Below are 17,010 nucleotides of genomic sequence, written 5' to 3' on the forward strand. Positions count from 1 at the left end.
TACAACCACTTCCGAGAGGCCACCCCCCATGCCCAGCAGAAGAACTCTCCTGAAGGGTCTCGCCCTCGCCGCCGCCGCCTCGGCCGTTCCGCTGCCCGCCTTCGCGGAAGCGGGCTACGTTCCGCCGTTACGGCAGATGCGCGGCATGTGGATCGCGTCCGTGGTCAACATCAACTGGCCGTCGAAGCCCGGCCTCAGCGCCGACGAGCAGAAGGCCGAATATCTCGCCTGGCTGGACGTGGCCGTACAGCGCAAGCTCAACTCGGTGTTCGTGCAGATCAGGCCGACCGCCGACGCGTTCTGGCCGTCACCGTACGAGCCGTGGTCGCAGTATCTGACCGGCACCCAGGGCCAGGACCCCGGCTACGACCCGCTCGCCTTCGCCGTGGCCGAGACGCACAAGCGCGGCCTGGCCTTCCACGCCTGGTTCAACCCGTACCGCGTGTCGATGCAGGCCGACCCGGCCAAGCTGCACCCCGACCACCCCGGCCGCAAGCATCCCGACTGGATCCTGCCGTTCGGCGGCAAGCTCTACTACAACCCGGGCATGCCCGAGGTCCGCAAGTTCTGCCAGGACGCGATGATGGACGCGGTCACCCGCTACGACATCGACGGCCTGCACTTCGACGACTATTTCTACCCGACCAACACGACAGACTTCGACGACGCCGAGGAGTTCGCCGAGTACGGGGCCGGCTTCCCCGACCTGGCCGCCTGGCGGCGCCACAACGTCGACCTGATGGTCCAGGAGATGCAGCAGCGCGTGCGCGCGGCCAAGCCCGAGATCGCCTGGGGCATCAGCCCGTCGGGCATCTGGCGGAACAAGGCCAGCGACCCGCTCGGCTCCGAGACCAACGGCGGGCAGTCCTACGACAACCTGCACGCCGACACCCGCGGCTGGGTCAAGAAGGGCTGGCTGGACTACATCGCGCCCCAGCTCTACTGGTACATCGGGCAGCCGCCGGCCGACTACTCCAAGCTCGTGCCGTGGTGGTCGGACGTGGCGAGCGGCACGAAGACGCTGCTGTGGATCGGGCAGGCGGCGTACAAGGCGGGCGATCCCGCCCAGGCGGCCGAGTGGCAGGCGCCGGACGAGCTGTCCAGGCACCTGACGCTCAACCGCGAGCACCGCGAGATCGGCGGCGACATCTGGTACAACGCCAACGACGTCAAGGTCGACCGGCTCGCCTCCATCTCCACCGCGGTGAACGACCACTACCAGCGGCCCGCGCTCGCGCCCGTGCTGCCCAGGCTGGCCAGGGGAGAGGCGCCCAGGCGGCCGGTGCTGGCCTACGCGCTGCGCCACCGCGGCGGGGTCGAGGTGCGCGCGGTGGCGACGGGCAGGGACGAGCCGTTCGTGTACGCCGTCTTCCGCTTCGACCGGCCCGCGGGCGCCAAGGCGTTCGACGACGCCCGCGACCTGGTCGCCGTCGTGCCCGGTGACCGGCAACTGCGCTGGACCGACCCCGAGGGCAGGCGCGGTCACCACTACTACGTGGTCGCGGTGGACCGGGCCAACCGGACCAGCAAGCCGAGCAACGGCTTCAGGGTCATCTGACCCGCCGATGCGCGCGGACCCCGGCGGGTCCGCGCGAACCGGCCCACGCGACCCCGATCCGGTCCGCGCGATTGGGTCCGCCCGACCCCGATCCGGTCCGCGCGATTGGGTCCGCGCGACCCGGCTTCGGTCCGCGCGAACCCAGCCCGGCGAACTGGTCTGAGGGAACGCTACGCCTACGCGCGTCGCCGGTCATGTCCTGACCGGCGACGAGCCCGGCGGGCGCCCTCATGGACGCTCGCCGCTGCTCGTGGCCGTGCCCGCGGTTCGCGGGCACGGTGGACGCTCAGGTTCCGCTGCTGCCGGAACCCCTCGCCGAAGCCCCGGTCGCGATCCGGTCCCTAAGAAGCCCTGCGCCCGGCCGCCGACGGCTGCTCGGTCGAGGCTCCCGACGACCTCTGTGGCGGAACCACGGGGGTCGGACGCACCAGACCGAGCGCGACGACCTCGTTGGCCAGTCGGGTGCGCCGGTTGGTGCCTTCGGGAATCCTGAACTTCTGGTAGAGCCGCAGCAGATGCTGTTTCACCGCGGCTTCGGTCACGACCAGGTCGTCGGCGATCTCACGTGCCGTCGCCGGAGCGACGAACGCCTCGTCCGACAGCGCCGGCCTGCAGAGCGAGGTCAGTACGTCGACCTCGCGCCTGGTCAGCTCGGGCGCGGCCGCTCTGCGCAGCTCGACCTCAGGGGTGAAGTCCTCTCGGGGGACTCCACCGATGCGACCCCGTGCCGCGCCGAAGGAGACGACGTCGCCGTCGTCAAGGACCCTCCGGGCGATCGGCCTGCCATTCACCCGTGTGCCGTTCCTGGACAGCCCCAGGTCGACGACATACAGGTAGGGTCCTCGTCTGACGAACTCGGCATGGAGTCGAGACACGCTGGGGTCGGTGAGCCGGATGTCGACACCGCGGCCCCTCCCCACAGTCGTGATCTCGGGGCGCAACGGGACCACCTCGCCAGTGTCCTCGATGCGTATGAACGGCCCCTCCACGGCAGTTCCTCCCCAGGTAGCCCGCCGTAACTATTACTACAGCTCCGGCTTACCCAAACGAGGGGATGCGGAATCTCCTTTGCCGAAAGGAGAATCCCACGTGAAATTGGTCTGGACCTCTGCAGTCGGTTTTGCCTGCTCACGGGTAGACTTCGGGCGGAGATAAGCGGAGGAAACACTCATGGCGGACAAGCCCACGAAAGGTCTGGCCGATGTCGTAGCGGCGTCCACCGCGCTGAGCGACATCGACGGAAAGGCCGGCCGGCTCTTCTACCGTGGATACGACATCCACGACCTGGCCGGCCGCGCGACGTTCGAGGAGACCGCACACCTGCTCCAGCGGGGCAAGCTGCCCACCCGCGCCGAGCTCGACGCGTACGGCGCGGAGCTGGCGAGCGGCCGGGAGCTGGGCGCCCTGGTGTCCGCGAACATCGCCGAAATCGCCGAGAAACAGAAACCCATGGAGGCGTTGCGCACGCTGGTCTCCCTGTCGGCCGCCGACGACGCGGACAAGGACGGCATCTCCCCTGAGGCCAACCTGCGCAAGGCCGCGCGCCTGGTCGCGCAGCAGCCCCTGCTCGTCGCCCGCTACCACGCCGCCCGTACGGGAACGCGCATCCCCGAGGCGGACCCGTCGCTGAGCATCGCCGCGAACTTCCTGCTCCAGGTCACCGGCCGCACCCCCGGCCCGCGCGAGGTCGAGATCTTCGACGAGTGCCTGGTCCTGCACGCCGACCACACGATGAACGCCTCCACGTTCGCCGCCCGCGTCTGCGCCGCGACCCTGTCGGACATGCACTCGGCCATCGTCGCCGCCATCGGCACCCTCAAGGGCCCGCTGCACGGCGGGGCGAACGAGCAGGTCATGAAGACGCTGGAGTCGCTGTCTCCCGGCGGCGTGGCCCAGGCCGTACGCGACAAGCTCGCCGCCGGCGAGAAGATCATGGGCTTCGGGCACCGCGTCTACAAGACCGAGGACCCCCGTGCCACGCACCTGCGCCGGATGTCGGCCGAACTGGCCGAATCGACCGGGGACGACACCTACTACCGGATGTCGAAGGAGATGGAGGAGGTCGTCCTGGAGACGAAGGGCCTCTATCCCAACGTCGACTTCTTCGCCGCCTCGGTCTATCACTACCTCGGCATACCGACCGACCTGTTCACTCCGGTATTCTCCATCAGCCGCATGTCGGGGTGGACCGCTCATGTCATCGAGCAGCACGCCGACAACCGGTTGATCCGCCCTGACAGCGAGTACATCGGTGAGACGGACCAGAAGTGGAAGCCGATAGAAGAGCGATGAGCACCGGGCAGGACAGAGCGGGAACGCCGCCGACGCCGCCCCGCCGCGCGCATGACCCTGAGCAGGTGTGTTGAGCCAGAACGGGACCGAACGCGAGAGCTGGGGGCCGTACCCGCTGATCCTGGCGGGTGCGGCTGTCGGCGTGCTGGTGATCTTCGTGGCGAATCCGCGCTGGGGCGGGTTCGCGCTGGGCGCCGTCATCATGGTCGCCGCCGCGCTGCGCTTCGCCGGCTACGGCGGGCAGCTCGCGCTGCGGAGCAGGAAGGTCGACGTCATCACGCTGTCCGTCTTCGGATTCGTGCTGGTGCTGACCTCGCTCCTGCTCTACAACAACGAGCTCAAGGCGCTCATCCTGTCCCTTTTCGCCCCGTGACCGGACGGTCCGATAGCCTCAACGCATCAATTCATTGAAGGGGAACCATTCGCATGCCCAAGATCAAGGTGGAGAATCCCGTCGTCGAGCTTGACGGCGACGAGATGACCCGGATCATCTGGCAGTTCATCAAGGACCAGCTGATCCTTCCCTACCTCGACGTCGACCTGAAGTACTACGACCTCGGTATCGAATACCGGGACTCGACGGACGACCAGGTCACCATCGACGCCGCGAACGCCATCAAGAGGTACGGCGTCGGTGTGAAGTGCGCCACCATCACCCCGGACGAGGCGCGCGTCGAGGAGTTCGGTCTCAAGAAGATGTGGAGGTCCCCCAACGGGACCATCCGCAACATCCTCGGTGGCGTCATCTTCCGCGAGCCGATCATCATGTCGAACGTGCCGCGGCTCGTCCCCGGGTGGACCAAGCCGATCGTCGTCGGCCGTCACGCCTTCGGCGACCAGTACCGCGCCACCGACCTGAAGATCCCCGGTGAGGGCACGCTGACCCTGACGTACACGCCGAAGGACGGCTCCGAGCCGATCGAGCTCGACGTGTACGACTTCCCCGGCAGCGGCGTCGCGATGGCGATGTACAACCTGGACGACTCGATCCGCGACTTCGCCCGCGCCTCCATGCGTTACGGCCTCAACCGCGGCTACCCGGTCTACCTCTCCACGAAGAACACGATCCTGAAGGCGTACGACGGCCGCTTCAAGGACATCTTCGCCGAGGTCTTCGAGACCGAGTTCAAGGACGAGTTCGACAAGGCCGGCCTCACCTACGAGCACCGCCTCATCGACGACATGGTCGCCGCCGCGATGAAGTGGGAGGGCGGTTACGTCTGGGCCGCCAAGAACTACGACGGCGACGTGCAGTCCGACACGGTCGCGCAGGGCTTCGGCTCGCTCGGCCTGATGACCTCGGTCCTGATGACCCCCGACGGCCAGACCGTCGAGGCCGAGGCCGCCCACGGCACCGTGACCCGTCACTACCGCCAGCACCAGCAGGGCAAGCCCACCTCCACCAACCCCATCGCCTCGATCTTCGCCTGGACGCGCGGCCTGGCCCACCGCGGCAAGCTCGACAACACCCCCGCGGTGACCGAGTTCGCCGACAGGCTGGAGCAGGTCTGCGTCGAGACCGTCGAGGGCGGTCAGATGACCAAGGACCTGGCGCTCCTCGTCGGCGGCGACGCCGAGTGGCTCACCACCCAGGACTTCCTGGCGGCCCTGGACGAGAACCTCAAGAAGAAGATGTCCGCCTGAATGCCGAAAACGGCCTCCACCTGCGGTGTCCGCCGCACGGTCGGGGCCGTTTCGCATGCGCGGCCCGTGACCCCTCGCCGGTCGGCCCGCCCTTTCCCATGTCTTGACGGAACGGCAGGCGTGCCGTAGTTGATCAGCTGGGTATGAGCCACCTCACAACAGTCGTGCGCGTCTCGGGGGGTTCGGATGCGACTGCGTATTTTGAGTGGGCTAGGGGTGCTCGCGGCCGCCGCAATCCTGACGGGGTGCGACTCGGAGCCGGAGACCGCCAAGCTGCCCGACACCAAGGCACAGGCCGCGGCCAAGCTCAAGGCCGGCAAGGCCGCCAAGATGAAGGCCGCCGCGGCGGTCAGGGCGAACGAGCTGGGGCAGATCCCGGTGCTGATGTGGCACCGCATCGTGCCGAAGCCGCAGACGACGGACGACAGGTCGCCGGCGCAGTTCAGGGCGGATCTGGAGCGGCTGGTCAGAGAGGACTACGTGCCGATCACCGCCGCCGAGATGGTGGCCGGGAAGATCGACATTCCGGCGGGCAAGCACCCCGTGGTGCTCACGTTCGACGACTCCTCTCCCTCTCAGCTCACCCTGAACGAGATGGGAGAGGTGCAGAAGGACACCGCGGTCGCGATCCTGCGGGAGGTGGCCGCCAAGCATCCGGGCTGGAAGCCGAAGGCGACGTTCTACGTGACGCGCGACATGTTCGGCAAGACCGTGCGCGAAGAGCAGGCCCAGGCGCTGCTCTGGCTCAAGGACAACGGCTTCGAGATCGGCAACCACACGCGCGACCACCTCAACCTGCGCGGACGCTCGAAGCAGGAGGTGGAGGAGCAGATCGGCACGATCGGCAAGACGATCAGCTCGCTGGCCTACCTGAACCCGACGACGATCGCGCTGCCGTACGGGAACCAGCCGACCAAGAAGGAATGGGCGCTGAAGGGCAAGCAGTACCACCACCAGGGCGCGTTCCTGGCCGGGTACACGCCGGCGCCGGCGCCGTTCAGCAAGTCGTACGACGCGGCGGGCATCCCGCGGATCAAGGCCATGGAGAAGAAGGGCGACTGCGCCCAGTTCTGCTCGGAGGCCTGGCTCGACTGGCTGAAGAAGAACCCGGACATGCGCTACACCTCCGACGGTGACGTGAGCACGGTGGCCTATCCGAAGTACAAGGCGCCGTATCTGCGCAAGTCGTTCACCACCTGGAGCCTGCCCTACTGACCGTGATCAGGTTCGGCCGGTGAACGTGACGCCCGCGCGGTGCAGGCGCTCGATGAGGGGCCGGCCCATGGCGGCGGCCGTCGTGAGCTGGCCCGCCCGCTCGGGCACGTCGTCGAAGGCGAGGCACAGGGCGGACTCGGCGAACATCTTGGCCGTCTCGTCGTAGCCGGGGTCGCCGCCGGCCACCTCCGTGATCACGCGCTCGCCGCCGCCCTCGCCCAGGAACGTGACCTTGAACCAGCTCCTGGCCCGCCGCTCGGCCGACGGGCCTTCGCCCGGCTTCAGCCGGGCCTGGACGCGGTCGCGTACCGGCGGGACCTGGGCGAGCGCGGCGAACGCGCCCGCGCCCGCCACGGTGGCCACGGCGGCGGGCAGGGTTCTGACCGCGTAGTGCTGCCGGTAGGTGAAGTCGGGGCCGTAGCGGTCGAGCAGCCGGGCGGAGTAGCCGACGATGAGCGGATCGAGGGTCGGCATCGGCAGCGCCCAGCCGCCGACGTAGCGCAGACCGCCCGGCAGGGAGCTCACCCTGCGGCCCGGCGGCCTGGGCTCGGCGGCGCGGCGCAGGGCGCCCGCCCGCGCGGCCTGCCCGGCGCGGCCGAGCACGGACAGGGCACTGGCCAGCGTGCCGCCCGACGGCCGCCCGTTCCCGCGCAGGAAGCCGCTGACCTTCAGCGGGACGCCCTCGGGGAGCAGGCCCACGGTGTACAGGACGCCGAGGTCGTACGGGATCGAGTCGAAGCCGCAGGCGTGCACGAGCTTCGCGCCGCTCATGACCGCCCGCTCGTGGTGGCGCAGGTACATCCGGTCCACGAACTCCGACTCGCCGGTGAGGTCGAGGTAGTGGGTACCGGCCTCGGCGCAGGCGGCGACGAGCGGCTCGCCGTGCACGACGTACGGGCCGACCGTGCTCGCGACGACCCGCGTCCGCCGGGCGAGCTCCGCCAGCGAGGCCGGGTCCGTGGCGTCGGCCCGCAGGATGGGCGCGTCGATCCCGAGCCGCTCCAGCTTGGCCGGATCCCGCCCGGCCAGCGCCCACCGGGCGCCGGGCGCGGCGGCGCGCGCGAGGTAGCGGGCCGTCAGCTCGCCGGTGAATCCGCTCGCGCCGAAGAGCACGATGTCGTACGGGCGCTCGTCCATGATCCTGAGGCTGGCCGAGAGGAGGGCCCGGCGCAAGGGCTCGCTTACGGACGTTTGGCGAATCGCCGGGAAAGACCGCTTCGCTCCTGCGAAAATGACGAAGCCGTGCGCGAAAGAGTCGAAGCCGTGACGTCACGAAGCATTAACGGATCCCTGTGAAGTTGCTGAGCGTCGTAAAGTTTGCGTCGATGGGGTTCAGTACACGTGGGGATGACGAATGCCGCAGATCTCGCCGCTGGTCGCCGGCGATCCCACCGAGCTGGGGTCCTTCCGGCTGTCCGGGCGGATCGGGGAGGGCGGCCAGGGCATCGTCTACCTGGGCGTCGACGACAAGGGCGAGCGGGCCGCGATCAAGCTGCTGCACGTCAAGTTCAGCGGTGACACCATCGCCAGGTCGAGGTTCGCCAGGGAGCTGAAGGCGGCGCAGCGGGTGGCGTCGTTCTGCACGGCCCGGGTGATGGAGGCCGATCTCGACGGCGACACGCCGTACATCGCCAGCGAGTACATCGACGGCCGGCCCCTGCGCGAGATCATCGAGGAGGACGGCCCGCTCACCGGCACCGTGCTCGACCGGCTGGCCATCGGCACCGCCACCGCGCTCACGGCGATCCACCACGCCTCGATCGTGCACCGCGACTTCAAGCCCGACAACGTGCTGATCGCCGCCGACGGGCCGCGCGTGGTCGACTTCGGCATCGCCCGGATCATCGACTCCACCGGCACGATCACCAGCCGCGCGATCGGCACCCCCGCCTACATGGCGCCCGAGCAGATCGCCGGCGACGACATCGGGCCCTACACCGACGTGTTCTCCTGGGGCGCCACCATCGCCTTCGCGGCGAGCGGGGAGGTGGCCTTCGAGGGCAAGTCCATCGCGATGGTGCTCAACCGGATCCTCAACCACGAGGTCGACGTCGGCATGATGCACGAGCCGCTGCAGAGCGTGGTGCGGTCGGCGCTGTCGAAGTCGCCGGCCGAGCGGCCCTCCGCCGACCAGATCCTGCTGCGGCTGCTCGGCCAGGCGTCCACCGTCGGGGCCTCCACGGCGGTGCTGACCCGGGGCGTGCAGGTGGCCAGCGACGACACCACGCCGTTCACCAGGGTGTCGGCCGGCTCGATCACGGAGCAGCCGGGCCGCACGGGCGCCGCCGCGCCGCCGTCCCAGACCGGCGGCACGGGACAGCCGTCCCAGACCGGTGGTGGTGCGGCGCCGTCCGCCCAGACCGGTGGTGGTGCGGCGCCGTCGTCCATGAGCGGCGGGCCCGTGCCGCACGCCCAGGCCCGTGGCGGGCTGTCCCAGCTGACGACGCACGGCTCGATGGCGCAGCAGGAGCACCACACGACCGGGCAGCAGACGGGGTCGTCGACACCGCACACAGGTCCCTCGGGGCAGGCCGGGCCACAGGCGGGCGCGCCGTACGCCGGGCCCGCGCCGCAGGAGGGAGGCGGGCCGCCGTACCCGATGGGCGAGCCCGCCGGGCCCGAGCGCAGCCGGCGGGCGCGGGTGTGGCTGGCGGTGCTCACCGCGCTCGCGCTGCTGGCCGCCGCCGCGATCGCGCTGTTCGTGAACGGCTGGAACCCGCTGGCGCTCACCGGGGACACGACCCCGGACCGGACGTCCGGCAGAGGTCCGGGCACCGGCCTGTCGTCGGTCGTGGACAAGGTGGCCGAGACCGGGAAGATCGTCATCGGCGTCAAGGGCGACCTGCCCGGCGTGGGGCTGCAGAACGGCGACGCCTTCCAGGGCTTCGACGTCGAGATCGCCAAACGCCTGGCGACGGGGCTGGGTGCCAAGGAGACGACGTTCGTCAGGGTCGGGCGCGACGACCGCGCGTCGTCGCTGGCCGAGGGCGAGACCGACCTCATCGTCGCCACCTACTCGATCGACAAGAGCCAGACCCAGTTCGCCGGCCCCTACTACCTCGCCCACCAGGACCTCCTCGTCCGCGCGGGCGCCGGCATCGACGAGATCGGCGACCTGAAGGGCAAGCGGATCTGCGCGCCCAACAGCCCGTCGGTCGGCGCCGTCCAGGACCGGGTGAAGGTCCAACCGGTGGTGACCAGCGACTACGCCGCCTGCATGGACCTGCTCAGGAGCGGCAAGGTCGACGCGGTGCCCGGTGACGACCTGATCCTGGCCGGCTTCGCGGCCAGGGAGAACATGCGGTACAAGATCCTCGGCGCGAAGCTCACCAACGAGCGCTACGCCGTCGGGATCAGGGACGGCGACGTGAAGACCTGCAAGGCGGTGAAGGCGGTGATCGCCGACCTCTACGCCAAGGGCGTCGTCGAGCAGCTCCTGACCAGCCATTTCGGCAAGGTCGACTTCAAGGCGGAGCTGAAAGTGCCCGCGATGGAAACCTGCTGATGACGAGCGGGTAACATCCCCAACGTCAACGAATCACGCTGCGAGTTAGGGGAAGGCCATGGCGTCGTCAGCCACTGTGCCCGTCAAGGTGACCGTCACCGGAGCCGCCGGCCAGATCGGCTACGCACTGCTGTTCCGCATCGCGTCGGGGCAGCTGCTCGGCGCCGACGTGCCGGTCAAGCTCAGCCTGCTGGAGATCCCCGCGGCGGTGAAGGCGGCCGAGGGCACCGCGATGGAGCTGGACGACTGCGCGTTCCCGCTGCTGTCCGGGATCGAGATCACCGACGACCCGAACGTCGCCTTCACCGGCGCAAACGTGGCGCTGCTGGTCGGCGCCATGCCCAGGAAGGCCGGCATGGAGCGCGGCGACCTGCTCGGCGCCAACGGCGGCATCTTCGGCCCGCAGGGCAAGGCGATCAACGATCACGCCGCCGACGACATCAGGGTCCTGGTCGTGGGCAACCCGGCCAACACCAACGCGCTCATCGCCCAGCAGAACGCGCCCGACGTGCCGGCCGACCGCTTCACCGCGATGACCAGGCTCGACCACAACCGCGCGCTGTCGCAGCTGGCGGCCAAGCTCCAGGTGCCGGTCACCGAGATCAAGAAGATGACGATCTGGGGCAACCACTCCGCCACCCAGTACCCCGACCTGTTCCACGCCGAGGTGGGCGGCAAGGTCGCGGCCGAGCAGGTCGACTCCGAGTGGCTGAGCGGCACCTTCATCCCGACGGTGGCCAAGCGCGGCGCCGCCATCATCGAGGCCCGCGGCGCCTCGTCGGCCGCCTCGGCCGCCAACGCCGCGATCGACCACGTCTACGACTGGGTCAACGGCACCGAGTGGACCTCGGCCGCCGTGGTCTCCGACGGCTCCTACGGCGTGCCCGAGGGGCTCATCTCGTCCTTCCCCGTCAGGGCGGCGGACGGCAGGTTCGAGATCATCCAGGGCCTCGAGATCGACGCCTTCTCCCGCGAGCGCATCGACGCCAGCGTGCGCGAGCTGGCCGAGGAGCGTCAGGCGGTCAAGGAGCTGGGCCTCATCTGAGCGTCAGGCGGCACGAGGAGCCGGGTCTCGGCTGAGCGTGCCGCCGTTCCATCGAGCGCGCGCGTCCCGTCGGCGGGGACGCGCGCGTTCCGCTGTGCGGGAGACCGCTCTTGCCGCGCGGACGCCGGTCATCCTGGGCTCGCCTCGTCGCAGGGCCACGGGAGGATCGCCGCGGCGGACTGGGGAGTGGCGAAGATGACGCCGGCCGCGGCCAGGAGGCTGCCGGCCACGATGAGGGCGCCGAAGATCAGCTTCGTGACCCTAGGTGAAAAGGTCCTCACATTTCGATATCACAGCACACATTGCCCTGCCATATGGCTCATTTCCCGGAAAGCGCTCCCCAGGCGTCCGAGACGATGTCGCGCAGCGACGCCCGTTCCGGCTTCCAGCCCAGCTCGCGCTGGATCCGCGCGGACGAGGCGACCAGGACGGCCGGATCGCCGGGACGCCGCTCGCCCACGACGGCCGGGATCTCGTGCCCGGTGACCTCGCGGCAGACCGAGATCACCTCCTGGACGGAGAAGCCGGTGCCGTTGCCCAGGTTGTAGATCCGGTGCTCGCCGGGGGTGATCGCGCCGAGCGCCAGCAGGTGGGCCCTGGCCAGGTCGGACACGTGGACGTAGTCGCGCACGCAGGTGCCGTCGGGGGTGGGGTAGTCGGTGCCGAACACGCTCACCGACTCGCGCTCGCCGGTCGCGACCTTGAGCACGTTCGGGATGAGGTGGGTCTCGACGGCGTGCCGCTCGCGGAAGCGGCCCTGGGCGCCCGCCACGTTGAAGTAGCGCAGGCTCACCGCGCCCAGCCCGCGCAGCCCCGCGTAGGCGCTCAGGGCCGTGTCCACGGCCAGTTTCGAGGCGCCGTAGGGATTGGTCGGGCGCGTCGGGTCGTCCTCCACGATCGGGGAGCGCTCGGGCTCGCCGTACGTGGCCGCCGTCGAGGAGAACACGATCGAGCCCACGCCGGCGTCGCGCATGGCGTCCAGCAGGGCCAGCGTGCCGCCCAGGTTGTTGGCCCAGTAGAGCCCCGGCTGCTGCACCGACTCGCCCACGAGCGACTTGGCCGCGAAGTGCAGCACCGCGTCCACGCCGGTGAGCGCCGGCCCGGCCTCGTGGATGCCGGCCCGGACGAACCTGGCGCCCTCCGGCACCGCGTCCTCGTGCCCGGTCGACAGGTCGTCGAGCACGGTCACCTCGTGTCCCGCCTCGACGAGCTGCGCGGCGACGACACTGCCGACGTATCCGGCACCACCGGTGACCAGCAGCCTCATGTGTACTCCTGTTCAAATATGTTTGATTTTGTACGGCTTGCCGTTCAGCATACGCGGGAAACCCGGCGAGTACGCTGCCAACCACCATGTTTGACACCGTCGCGGCCAACATCGCCCTGGTCCTGCTCTTCATCCTGATCGGGGGCTTCTTCGCCGCCGCAGAAATCGCCATGGTCTCCCTGCGTGACAGCCAGGTCCGCAAGCTCTCGCAGCGCGGGCGCCGGGGCGAGCGCGTGGCCAAGCTCGCCCGTGACCCCAACCGGTTCCTGTCGGCCGTGCAGATCGGCGTGACCGTGGCGACCATGCTGTCGGCCGCGTTCGGCGCCGACCGGCTGGCCGCGCAGCTCGTCCCCGTGCTCACGGGCTGGCGGGTGCCCGAGGCAGTGGCGCCCGTCCTCGCGCTGGTGCTGGTGACGCTGGCCATCTCGTACGTGTCGCTGGTGCTCGGCGAGCTGGCGCCCAAGCGGCTGGCCCTGCAACGGGCGGAGGGCCTGTCCCTGTACGTGGCGCCCTTCCTCGACCGCATCGCCTCCCTGTCACGCCCGATCATCTGGATGTTGTCGAAGTCCACCGACGGCGTGGTCAGGCTGCTCGGCGGCAACCCGAACGCCGACCGCGAGGAGGTCACCACCGAGGAGCTGCGTGACATGGTGGTCGGGCACACCGACCTGACCGCCGACGAGCGCAAGCTCATCGGCGAGGTGTTCGCCGCGGGCAAGCGGCAACTGCGCGAGGTGATGCTGCCGCGCACCGAGGTGGAGTTCATGGAGGCCGACACGCCGCTGAACGACGCCGCCCGGCTGGCCGCCGCGCTCCCGCACTCGCGCTTCCCCGTCTACCGCGGCTCCTACGACGACGTGGTCGGCTTCGTGCACGTACGCGACCTGCTCGACCCGGAGCTGATCGGGCGGGTCGAGCCGATCAGCGCGGTCGTGCCGATCAGGGCGGCCAAGTTCGTGCCCGCCTCCAAGCGCCTGCTCACCACGCTCAACGAGATGCGCGACGAGGGCCAGCACCTGGCCATCGTGGTGGACGAGTACGGCGGCACGGCCGGCATCGTCACCATGGAGGACCTGGTCGAGGAGCTGATCGGCGACATCAGGGACGAGTACGACGTCGAGGAGGACGTCGTCATCCTGCCCGCCGGCGAGATCGAGATCGACGGCCTGACGAACCTCAACGACTTCGCCACCGAGACCGGCATCCGGCTGCCCGACGGCCCCTACGAGACGCTGGCCGGCTTCGTGATGGCCATGCTGGGCCACCTGCCCGAGGAAGGCGAGCGGGTGGAGCTGGCCGGGCTCGAACTGACCGTCACCGAGCTGGACGGCCGCCGGATCGCCCGGGTACGGGTGAAACGCCGACCGGTGACCGAGTCGCCGCCCGACCAGGATTCCTGACACAATTGCCTGCTATGGCCAGACCTCGTGTACTCTCCGGCATCCAGCCCACGGCGGACTCCTTCCATCTGGGCAACTACCTGGGTGCCGTCCGCCAGTGGGTCACCCTGCAGGAGACCCACGACGCGTTCTACTGCGTGGTCGATCTCCACGCGATCACCGTGCCGACCGAGCCCGCCGCGCTGCGCCGCCGCAGCCGCGTGGCCGCGGCCCAGCTCTTCGCCGCGGGGCTCGACCCCGAGCGCTCCACCGTCTTCGTGCAGTCGCACGTGCGCGAGCACACCGAGCTGGCGTGGGTGCTGATCTGCCTCACCGGCATGGGTGAGGCGGCCAGGATGACGCAGTTCAAGGACAAGTCGGCCAAGTTCGGCGAGAGCGCGGCCAGCGTCGGGCTGTTCACCTACCCGATCCTCCAGGCCGCCGACATCCTGCTCTACCAGGCGAACCGGGTGCCGGTCGGCGCCGACCAGAAGCAGCACCTCGAACTCACCCGCGACCTGGGGCAGCGCTTCAACCACCGGTTCGGCGACACGTTCACGCTGCCGGAGCCGCACATCCTCAAGGAGGTCGAGAAGATCACCGACCTCCAGGACCCGACGGCGAAGATGTCGAAGTCGTCCTCCAGCCCGGCGGGCATCCTCGACGTCCTGGAGCAGCCGGGGCCGCTGCGCAAGAAGGTCATGCGCGCGGTGACGGACACGGGCTCCGAGGTCCTCTTCGACGAGGAGAACAAGCCCGGCATCTCCAACCTGCTGCGCATCCTGTCCGCGCTGACCGCCACGCCCATCCCCGAGCTGGTCGCCCGCTACGAGGGCCAGGGCTACGGCACGTTCAAGAAGGACGTCGCCGAGGCCGTCGAGGCGACGTTCTCGCCGATCAGGGAGCGCACCGAGAAGCTGCTGTCCGACGAGGCCGAGCTCGACCGGATGCTGGCGATCGGCGCCGAGCGCGCCGCCGCGGTGGCCAAGGAGACCATGGCCCTGGTGCGCGAGCGGGTGGGCTTCCTGCCCACGCTCTGACCGCTGCGGCCGTCGAGGGCCGGGCGCGCCGATCGGCCGGCGCGCCCGGCCTTCTTCGCGCCCCGCTCCCCGGGTCCGCGCCGGTCCGGGGACGGGCCGGTCATCTCCTCCGCGTCGCCCGGTGCACACGCAGCAGGGCCCGCAGGGCCGCCAGGCTGGGCCTGGTGAGACGTACGTCGCCACGGACGGCGGTCCAGCCGGACGGATCCCGTTCGAAGGTCCATCCGGAGAACTCGCGGTTCGCCTCCTGCAGCAGGTGTTCCATGACGAAGTCGGCACTCGGCGCTCTAGACATGAACGCACAGTCGCATCGAAACGCCGGTGCGTGACGAACTCGGGCGAAGGATCTCCCCGTTCGCGCCGACCGAACTCAGAGTTCGGAGCGCCTCCGACGCAGCACGCTCAGATGGGGATGCCTCAGATGGGGATGCCTCAGATGGGGATGTCGTGCCGTTCGGCCAGATAGCGGACCTCGGGCGCCCACGACGGACGCGCCCGGCGCGCCAGCGACCGGACCATCTCCCGCAGCAGCAGCTTGTGCTCCAGCTCCTCCGGGCACTCCCGCTCGATCCGCAGCAGGTGGAGCAGGCTGGCGGCGTCGTCGCCCAGGTCCTCGCAGGCGCGGGCGACGTGGCCGAGGTGGGTGGTGCGCCGCTCGATGGACGGCGTACGCCGCAGGTCGATGTCGTCGGCCAGGCGCAGCACCGCCTCGGGGCGGCCGGTGTCGTGCTCGATGCTGGCCAGGTGGATGGCGACGTTGGTGGGCCCGAAGAAGGCCAGGTCGTAGGTTCCGGAGGAGTCGTCCACCCGTTCGGCCAGGCGCGCGGCCGGCCCGCGGACACGCTCCTTGGCACCGTCGTCGTCGCCCATCCTAGCCTCGCCGATCGCGGCGAGCAGGTGCAGCGCGCCGAGCGCCTTGAGATGGCGCTCGTCGCCCTCGCCGACGTGCGGTTCGAGCAGTTCGATGCCGCGCCGGCCGACGTCGTACGCGATCTCGTGCATGTCGTCGGAGAGCATCGACTGCCCGAGGTTCCAGTACGCCCACGCGATCATCAGCGGGTCCTCGGACTCCTCGGCGAAGCGCATGGCCCGGTCGGCCGCGAGATGCGCGAGGTCCACCCGCCGCAGATGCTTCAGCACCCCCCTGGCCAGCAGGTACGCGTCCGTCGCCACGCTGTAGGAGGCCGGGGTGCGGTCGAGCACCAGGTTCTCGGCGTCGGAGACGATGGAGGGCAGCGCGGCCATCAGGATCGAGTAGCGGCGGGTCGAGGTGAACCAGGCGTTGCGCGCCGCGGCCACCCGTTCGGAGAGCTGCTCGGCGTCGGGCGGCTCGATGTCGGGCGCCAGCGACCGGCAGGTGAACAGGGCCCGTTCGATGTCGCCGATCTGCGGCCTGCTGGGCTCGTGGGAGTCGCGCGGGGTCTCGCCTAAGAGCACCGCGGTGCGGACGCCGAGCACCTTGGCGATCTCCCGAAGGAGAGGCAGCGACGGTGTTCGCTTGCCGTGCTCGATCAGTTCGATGTGCCTCGGGGTGCACCCGGACTGGGTGGCCAGCGCGGTGGTGCTCATGCCCCGCCGTTCGCGCTGAAGCCTGACCATTTGCCCGGTGGCTATTTCGGACATGGGCGTGACGCCTCCTGGATCGGTCCCAACACCCCACAGGCTAGGGCTCCCGATGTCCGCCCGTACGGGTTTCCGCCCTGCTCAGGCCGTACCGGATGGAGAACGGCGGACCGGCGGACCCGCCAGGAGAACGCGTGAAACATTCACGTTTTCGGTCGCGGTCAGGAGTGCGAGGAGGCCGTCCTCATCCGCGCGTTCAGCGGTGGCGGCGCCGGCCCACGTGGGTCAGCAACTCGCGGAGCACGTCCGCGGCCTGGCGCACCGTCTCCTCGGTCGTGCTGAACGCCGACACCGGCGTGGTCGAGACGGTCATGGTGGCCGGGCGTGTGGTCAAGCGCGGTGGGCAGTTGCTGCACCACGACGCCGCCGCCGCGCTCACGGCCCTGACGGAGACGGCGTCCGCCGTGGCAGGGGCGTGATCACGGGGTAGGAGCATCCCCGG

General features: G+C 69.9%; 16 protein-coding genes. 10 read left to right on the plus strand and 6 right to left on the minus strand.

The window, feature by feature from the left end:
* Window positions 1-28: 28 nt before the first annotated feature.
* On the plus strand, window positions 29-1,558 hold the full coding sequence (locus B0I32_RS07730; protein ID WP_106236300.1) for a glycoside hydrolase family 10-like protein: 1,530 nt from the start codon (window positions 29-31) through the stop codon (window positions 1,556-1,558).
* A gap of 341 nt (window positions 1,559-1,899) precedes the next feature.
* On the opposite strand, the gene B0I32_RS07735 is transcribed toward B0I32_RS07730, so the two are convergent.
* Entirely contained in the window at window positions 1,900-2,547 is a 648-nt protein-coding gene (locus tag B0I32_RS07735; protein WP_106236302.1) for an FHA domain-containing protein, read from the minus strand.
* 181 nt (window positions 2,548-2,728) lie between these two features.
* Between B0I32_RS07735 and B0I32_RS07740 the strand changes: the two genes are divergently transcribed.
* From B0I32_RS07740 to B0I32_RS07755, 4 genes are all read left to right on the plus strand, one after another.
* On the plus strand, window positions 2,729-3,850 hold the full coding sequence (locus B0I32_RS07740) for a citrate/2-methylcitrate synthase (RefSeq protein ID WP_106236303.1): 1,122 nt from the start codon (window positions 2,729-2,731) through the stop codon (window positions 3,848-3,850).
* A 70-nt stretch (window positions 3,851-3,920) separates the two neighbouring features.
* Window positions 3,921-4,223: a DUF3017 domain-containing protein gene (locus B0I32_RS07745; protein ID WP_181307142.1), complete on the plus strand. Its 303-nt coding sequence runs from the start codon at window positions 3,921-3,923 to the stop codon at window positions 4,221-4,223.
* 53 nt (window positions 4,224-4,276) lie between these two features.
* On the plus strand, window positions 4,277-5,494 hold the full coding sequence (locus tag B0I32_RS07750; RefSeq protein ID WP_106236307.1) for an NADP-dependent isocitrate dehydrogenase: 1,218 nt from the start codon (window positions 4,277-4,279) through the stop codon (window positions 5,492-5,494).
* 186 nt (window positions 5,495-5,680) lie between these two features.
* The gene (locus tag B0I32_RS07755) at window positions 5,681-6,709 is read left to right on the plus strand and encodes a polysaccharide deacetylase family protein (RefSeq protein WP_245955668.1); all 1,029 of its coding nucleotides are present in this window, start codon (window positions 5,681-5,683) and stop codon (window positions 6,707-6,709) included.
* 6 nt (window positions 6,710-6,715) lie between these two features.
* Here B0I32_RS07755 and B0I32_RS07760 read toward each other — a convergent pair whose 3' ends face one another.
* The gene (locus B0I32_RS07760) at window positions 6,716-7,846 is read right to left on the minus strand and encodes a saccharopine dehydrogenase family protein (protein ID WP_106236310.1); all 1,131 of its coding nucleotides are present in this window, start codon (window positions 7,844-7,846) and stop codon (window positions 6,716-6,718) included.
* Window positions 7,847-8,063: 217 nt separating this feature from the next.
* Between B0I32_RS07760 and B0I32_RS07765 the strand changes: the two genes are divergently transcribed.
* Window positions 8,064-10,214 carry a serine/threonine-protein kinase gene (locus B0I32_RS07765; RefSeq protein ID WP_106236312.1) on the plus strand — a complete coding sequence of 717 codons (2,151 nt, stop codon included), beginning with the start codon at window positions 8,064-8,066 and terminating at the stop codon, window positions 10,212-10,214.
* 58 nt (window positions 10,215-10,272) lie between these two features.
* A complete protein-coding gene (locus B0I32_RS07770) occupies window positions 10,273-11,259 on the plus strand; it encodes a malate dehydrogenase (RefSeq protein ID WP_106236313.1) in 987 nt (328 codons plus the stop codon).
* A gap of 128 nt (window positions 11,260-11,387) precedes the next feature.
* Here B0I32_RS07770 and B0I32_RS57510 read toward each other — a convergent pair whose 3' ends face one another.
* Together B0I32_RS57510 and galE are read right to left on the minus strand one after the other, a co-directional pair.
* Window positions 11,388-11,540, minus strand: coding sequence for a hypothetical protein (locus B0I32_RS57510; RefSeq protein ID WP_181307144.1), 153 nt, complete (start codon window positions 11,538-11,540; stop codon window positions 11,388-11,390).
* Between the two features lie 38 nt (window positions 11,541-11,578).
* On the minus strand, window positions 11,579-12,526 hold the full coding sequence (gene galE, locus B0I32_RS07775) for a UDP-glucose 4-epimerase GalE (protein ID WP_106236315.1): 948 nt from the start codon (window positions 12,524-12,526) through the stop codon (window positions 11,579-11,581).
* 86 nt (window positions 12,527-12,612) lie between these two features.
* Here galE and B0I32_RS07780 point away from each other — a divergent pair, with 86 nt between their 5' ends.
* Entirely contained in the window at window positions 12,613-13,926 is a 1,314-nt protein-coding gene (locus tag B0I32_RS07780; RefSeq protein WP_106236316.1) for a hemolysin family protein, read from the plus strand.
* Window positions 13,927-13,940: 14 nt separating this feature from the next.
* Complete coding sequence (trpS, locus tag B0I32_RS07785; protein ID WP_181307146.1) at window positions 13,941-14,945, plus strand: tryptophan--tRNA ligase; 1,005 nt, start codon at window positions 13,941-13,943, stop codon at window positions 14,943-14,945.
* Between the two features lie 100 nt (window positions 14,946-15,045).
* On the opposite strand, the gene B0I32_RS56355 is transcribed toward trpS, so the two are convergent.
* Window positions 15,046-15,240, minus strand: a complete 195-nt coding sequence (locus B0I32_RS56355; protein WP_146178077.1) for a hypothetical protein — start codon at window positions 15,238-15,240, stop codon at window positions 15,046-15,048.
* 137 nt (window positions 15,241-15,377) lie between these two features.
* Window positions 15,378-16,544 (minus strand): helix-turn-helix domain-containing protein, encoded by a 1,167-nt coding sequence (locus B0I32_RS07790; protein ID WP_181307148.1) that lies wholly within the window; start codon window positions 16,542-16,544, stop codon window positions 15,378-15,380.
* Window positions 16,545-16,843: 299 nt separating this feature from the next.
* Here B0I32_RS07790 and B0I32_RS57515 point away from each other — a divergent pair, with 299 nt between their 5' ends.
* Window positions 16,844-16,987, plus strand: coding sequence for a hypothetical protein (locus tag B0I32_RS57515; protein WP_181307150.1), 144 nt, complete (start codon window positions 16,844-16,846; stop codon window positions 16,985-16,987).
* Window positions 16,988-17,010 lie beyond the last annotated feature (23 nt).

It is taken from the genome of Nonomuraea fuscirosea (genome assembly GCF_003001935.1).
In the GTDB taxonomy this organism is placed as follows: Bacteria; Actinomycetota; Actinomycetes; order Streptosporangiales; family Streptosporangiaceae; genus Nonomuraea; species Nonomuraea fuscirosea.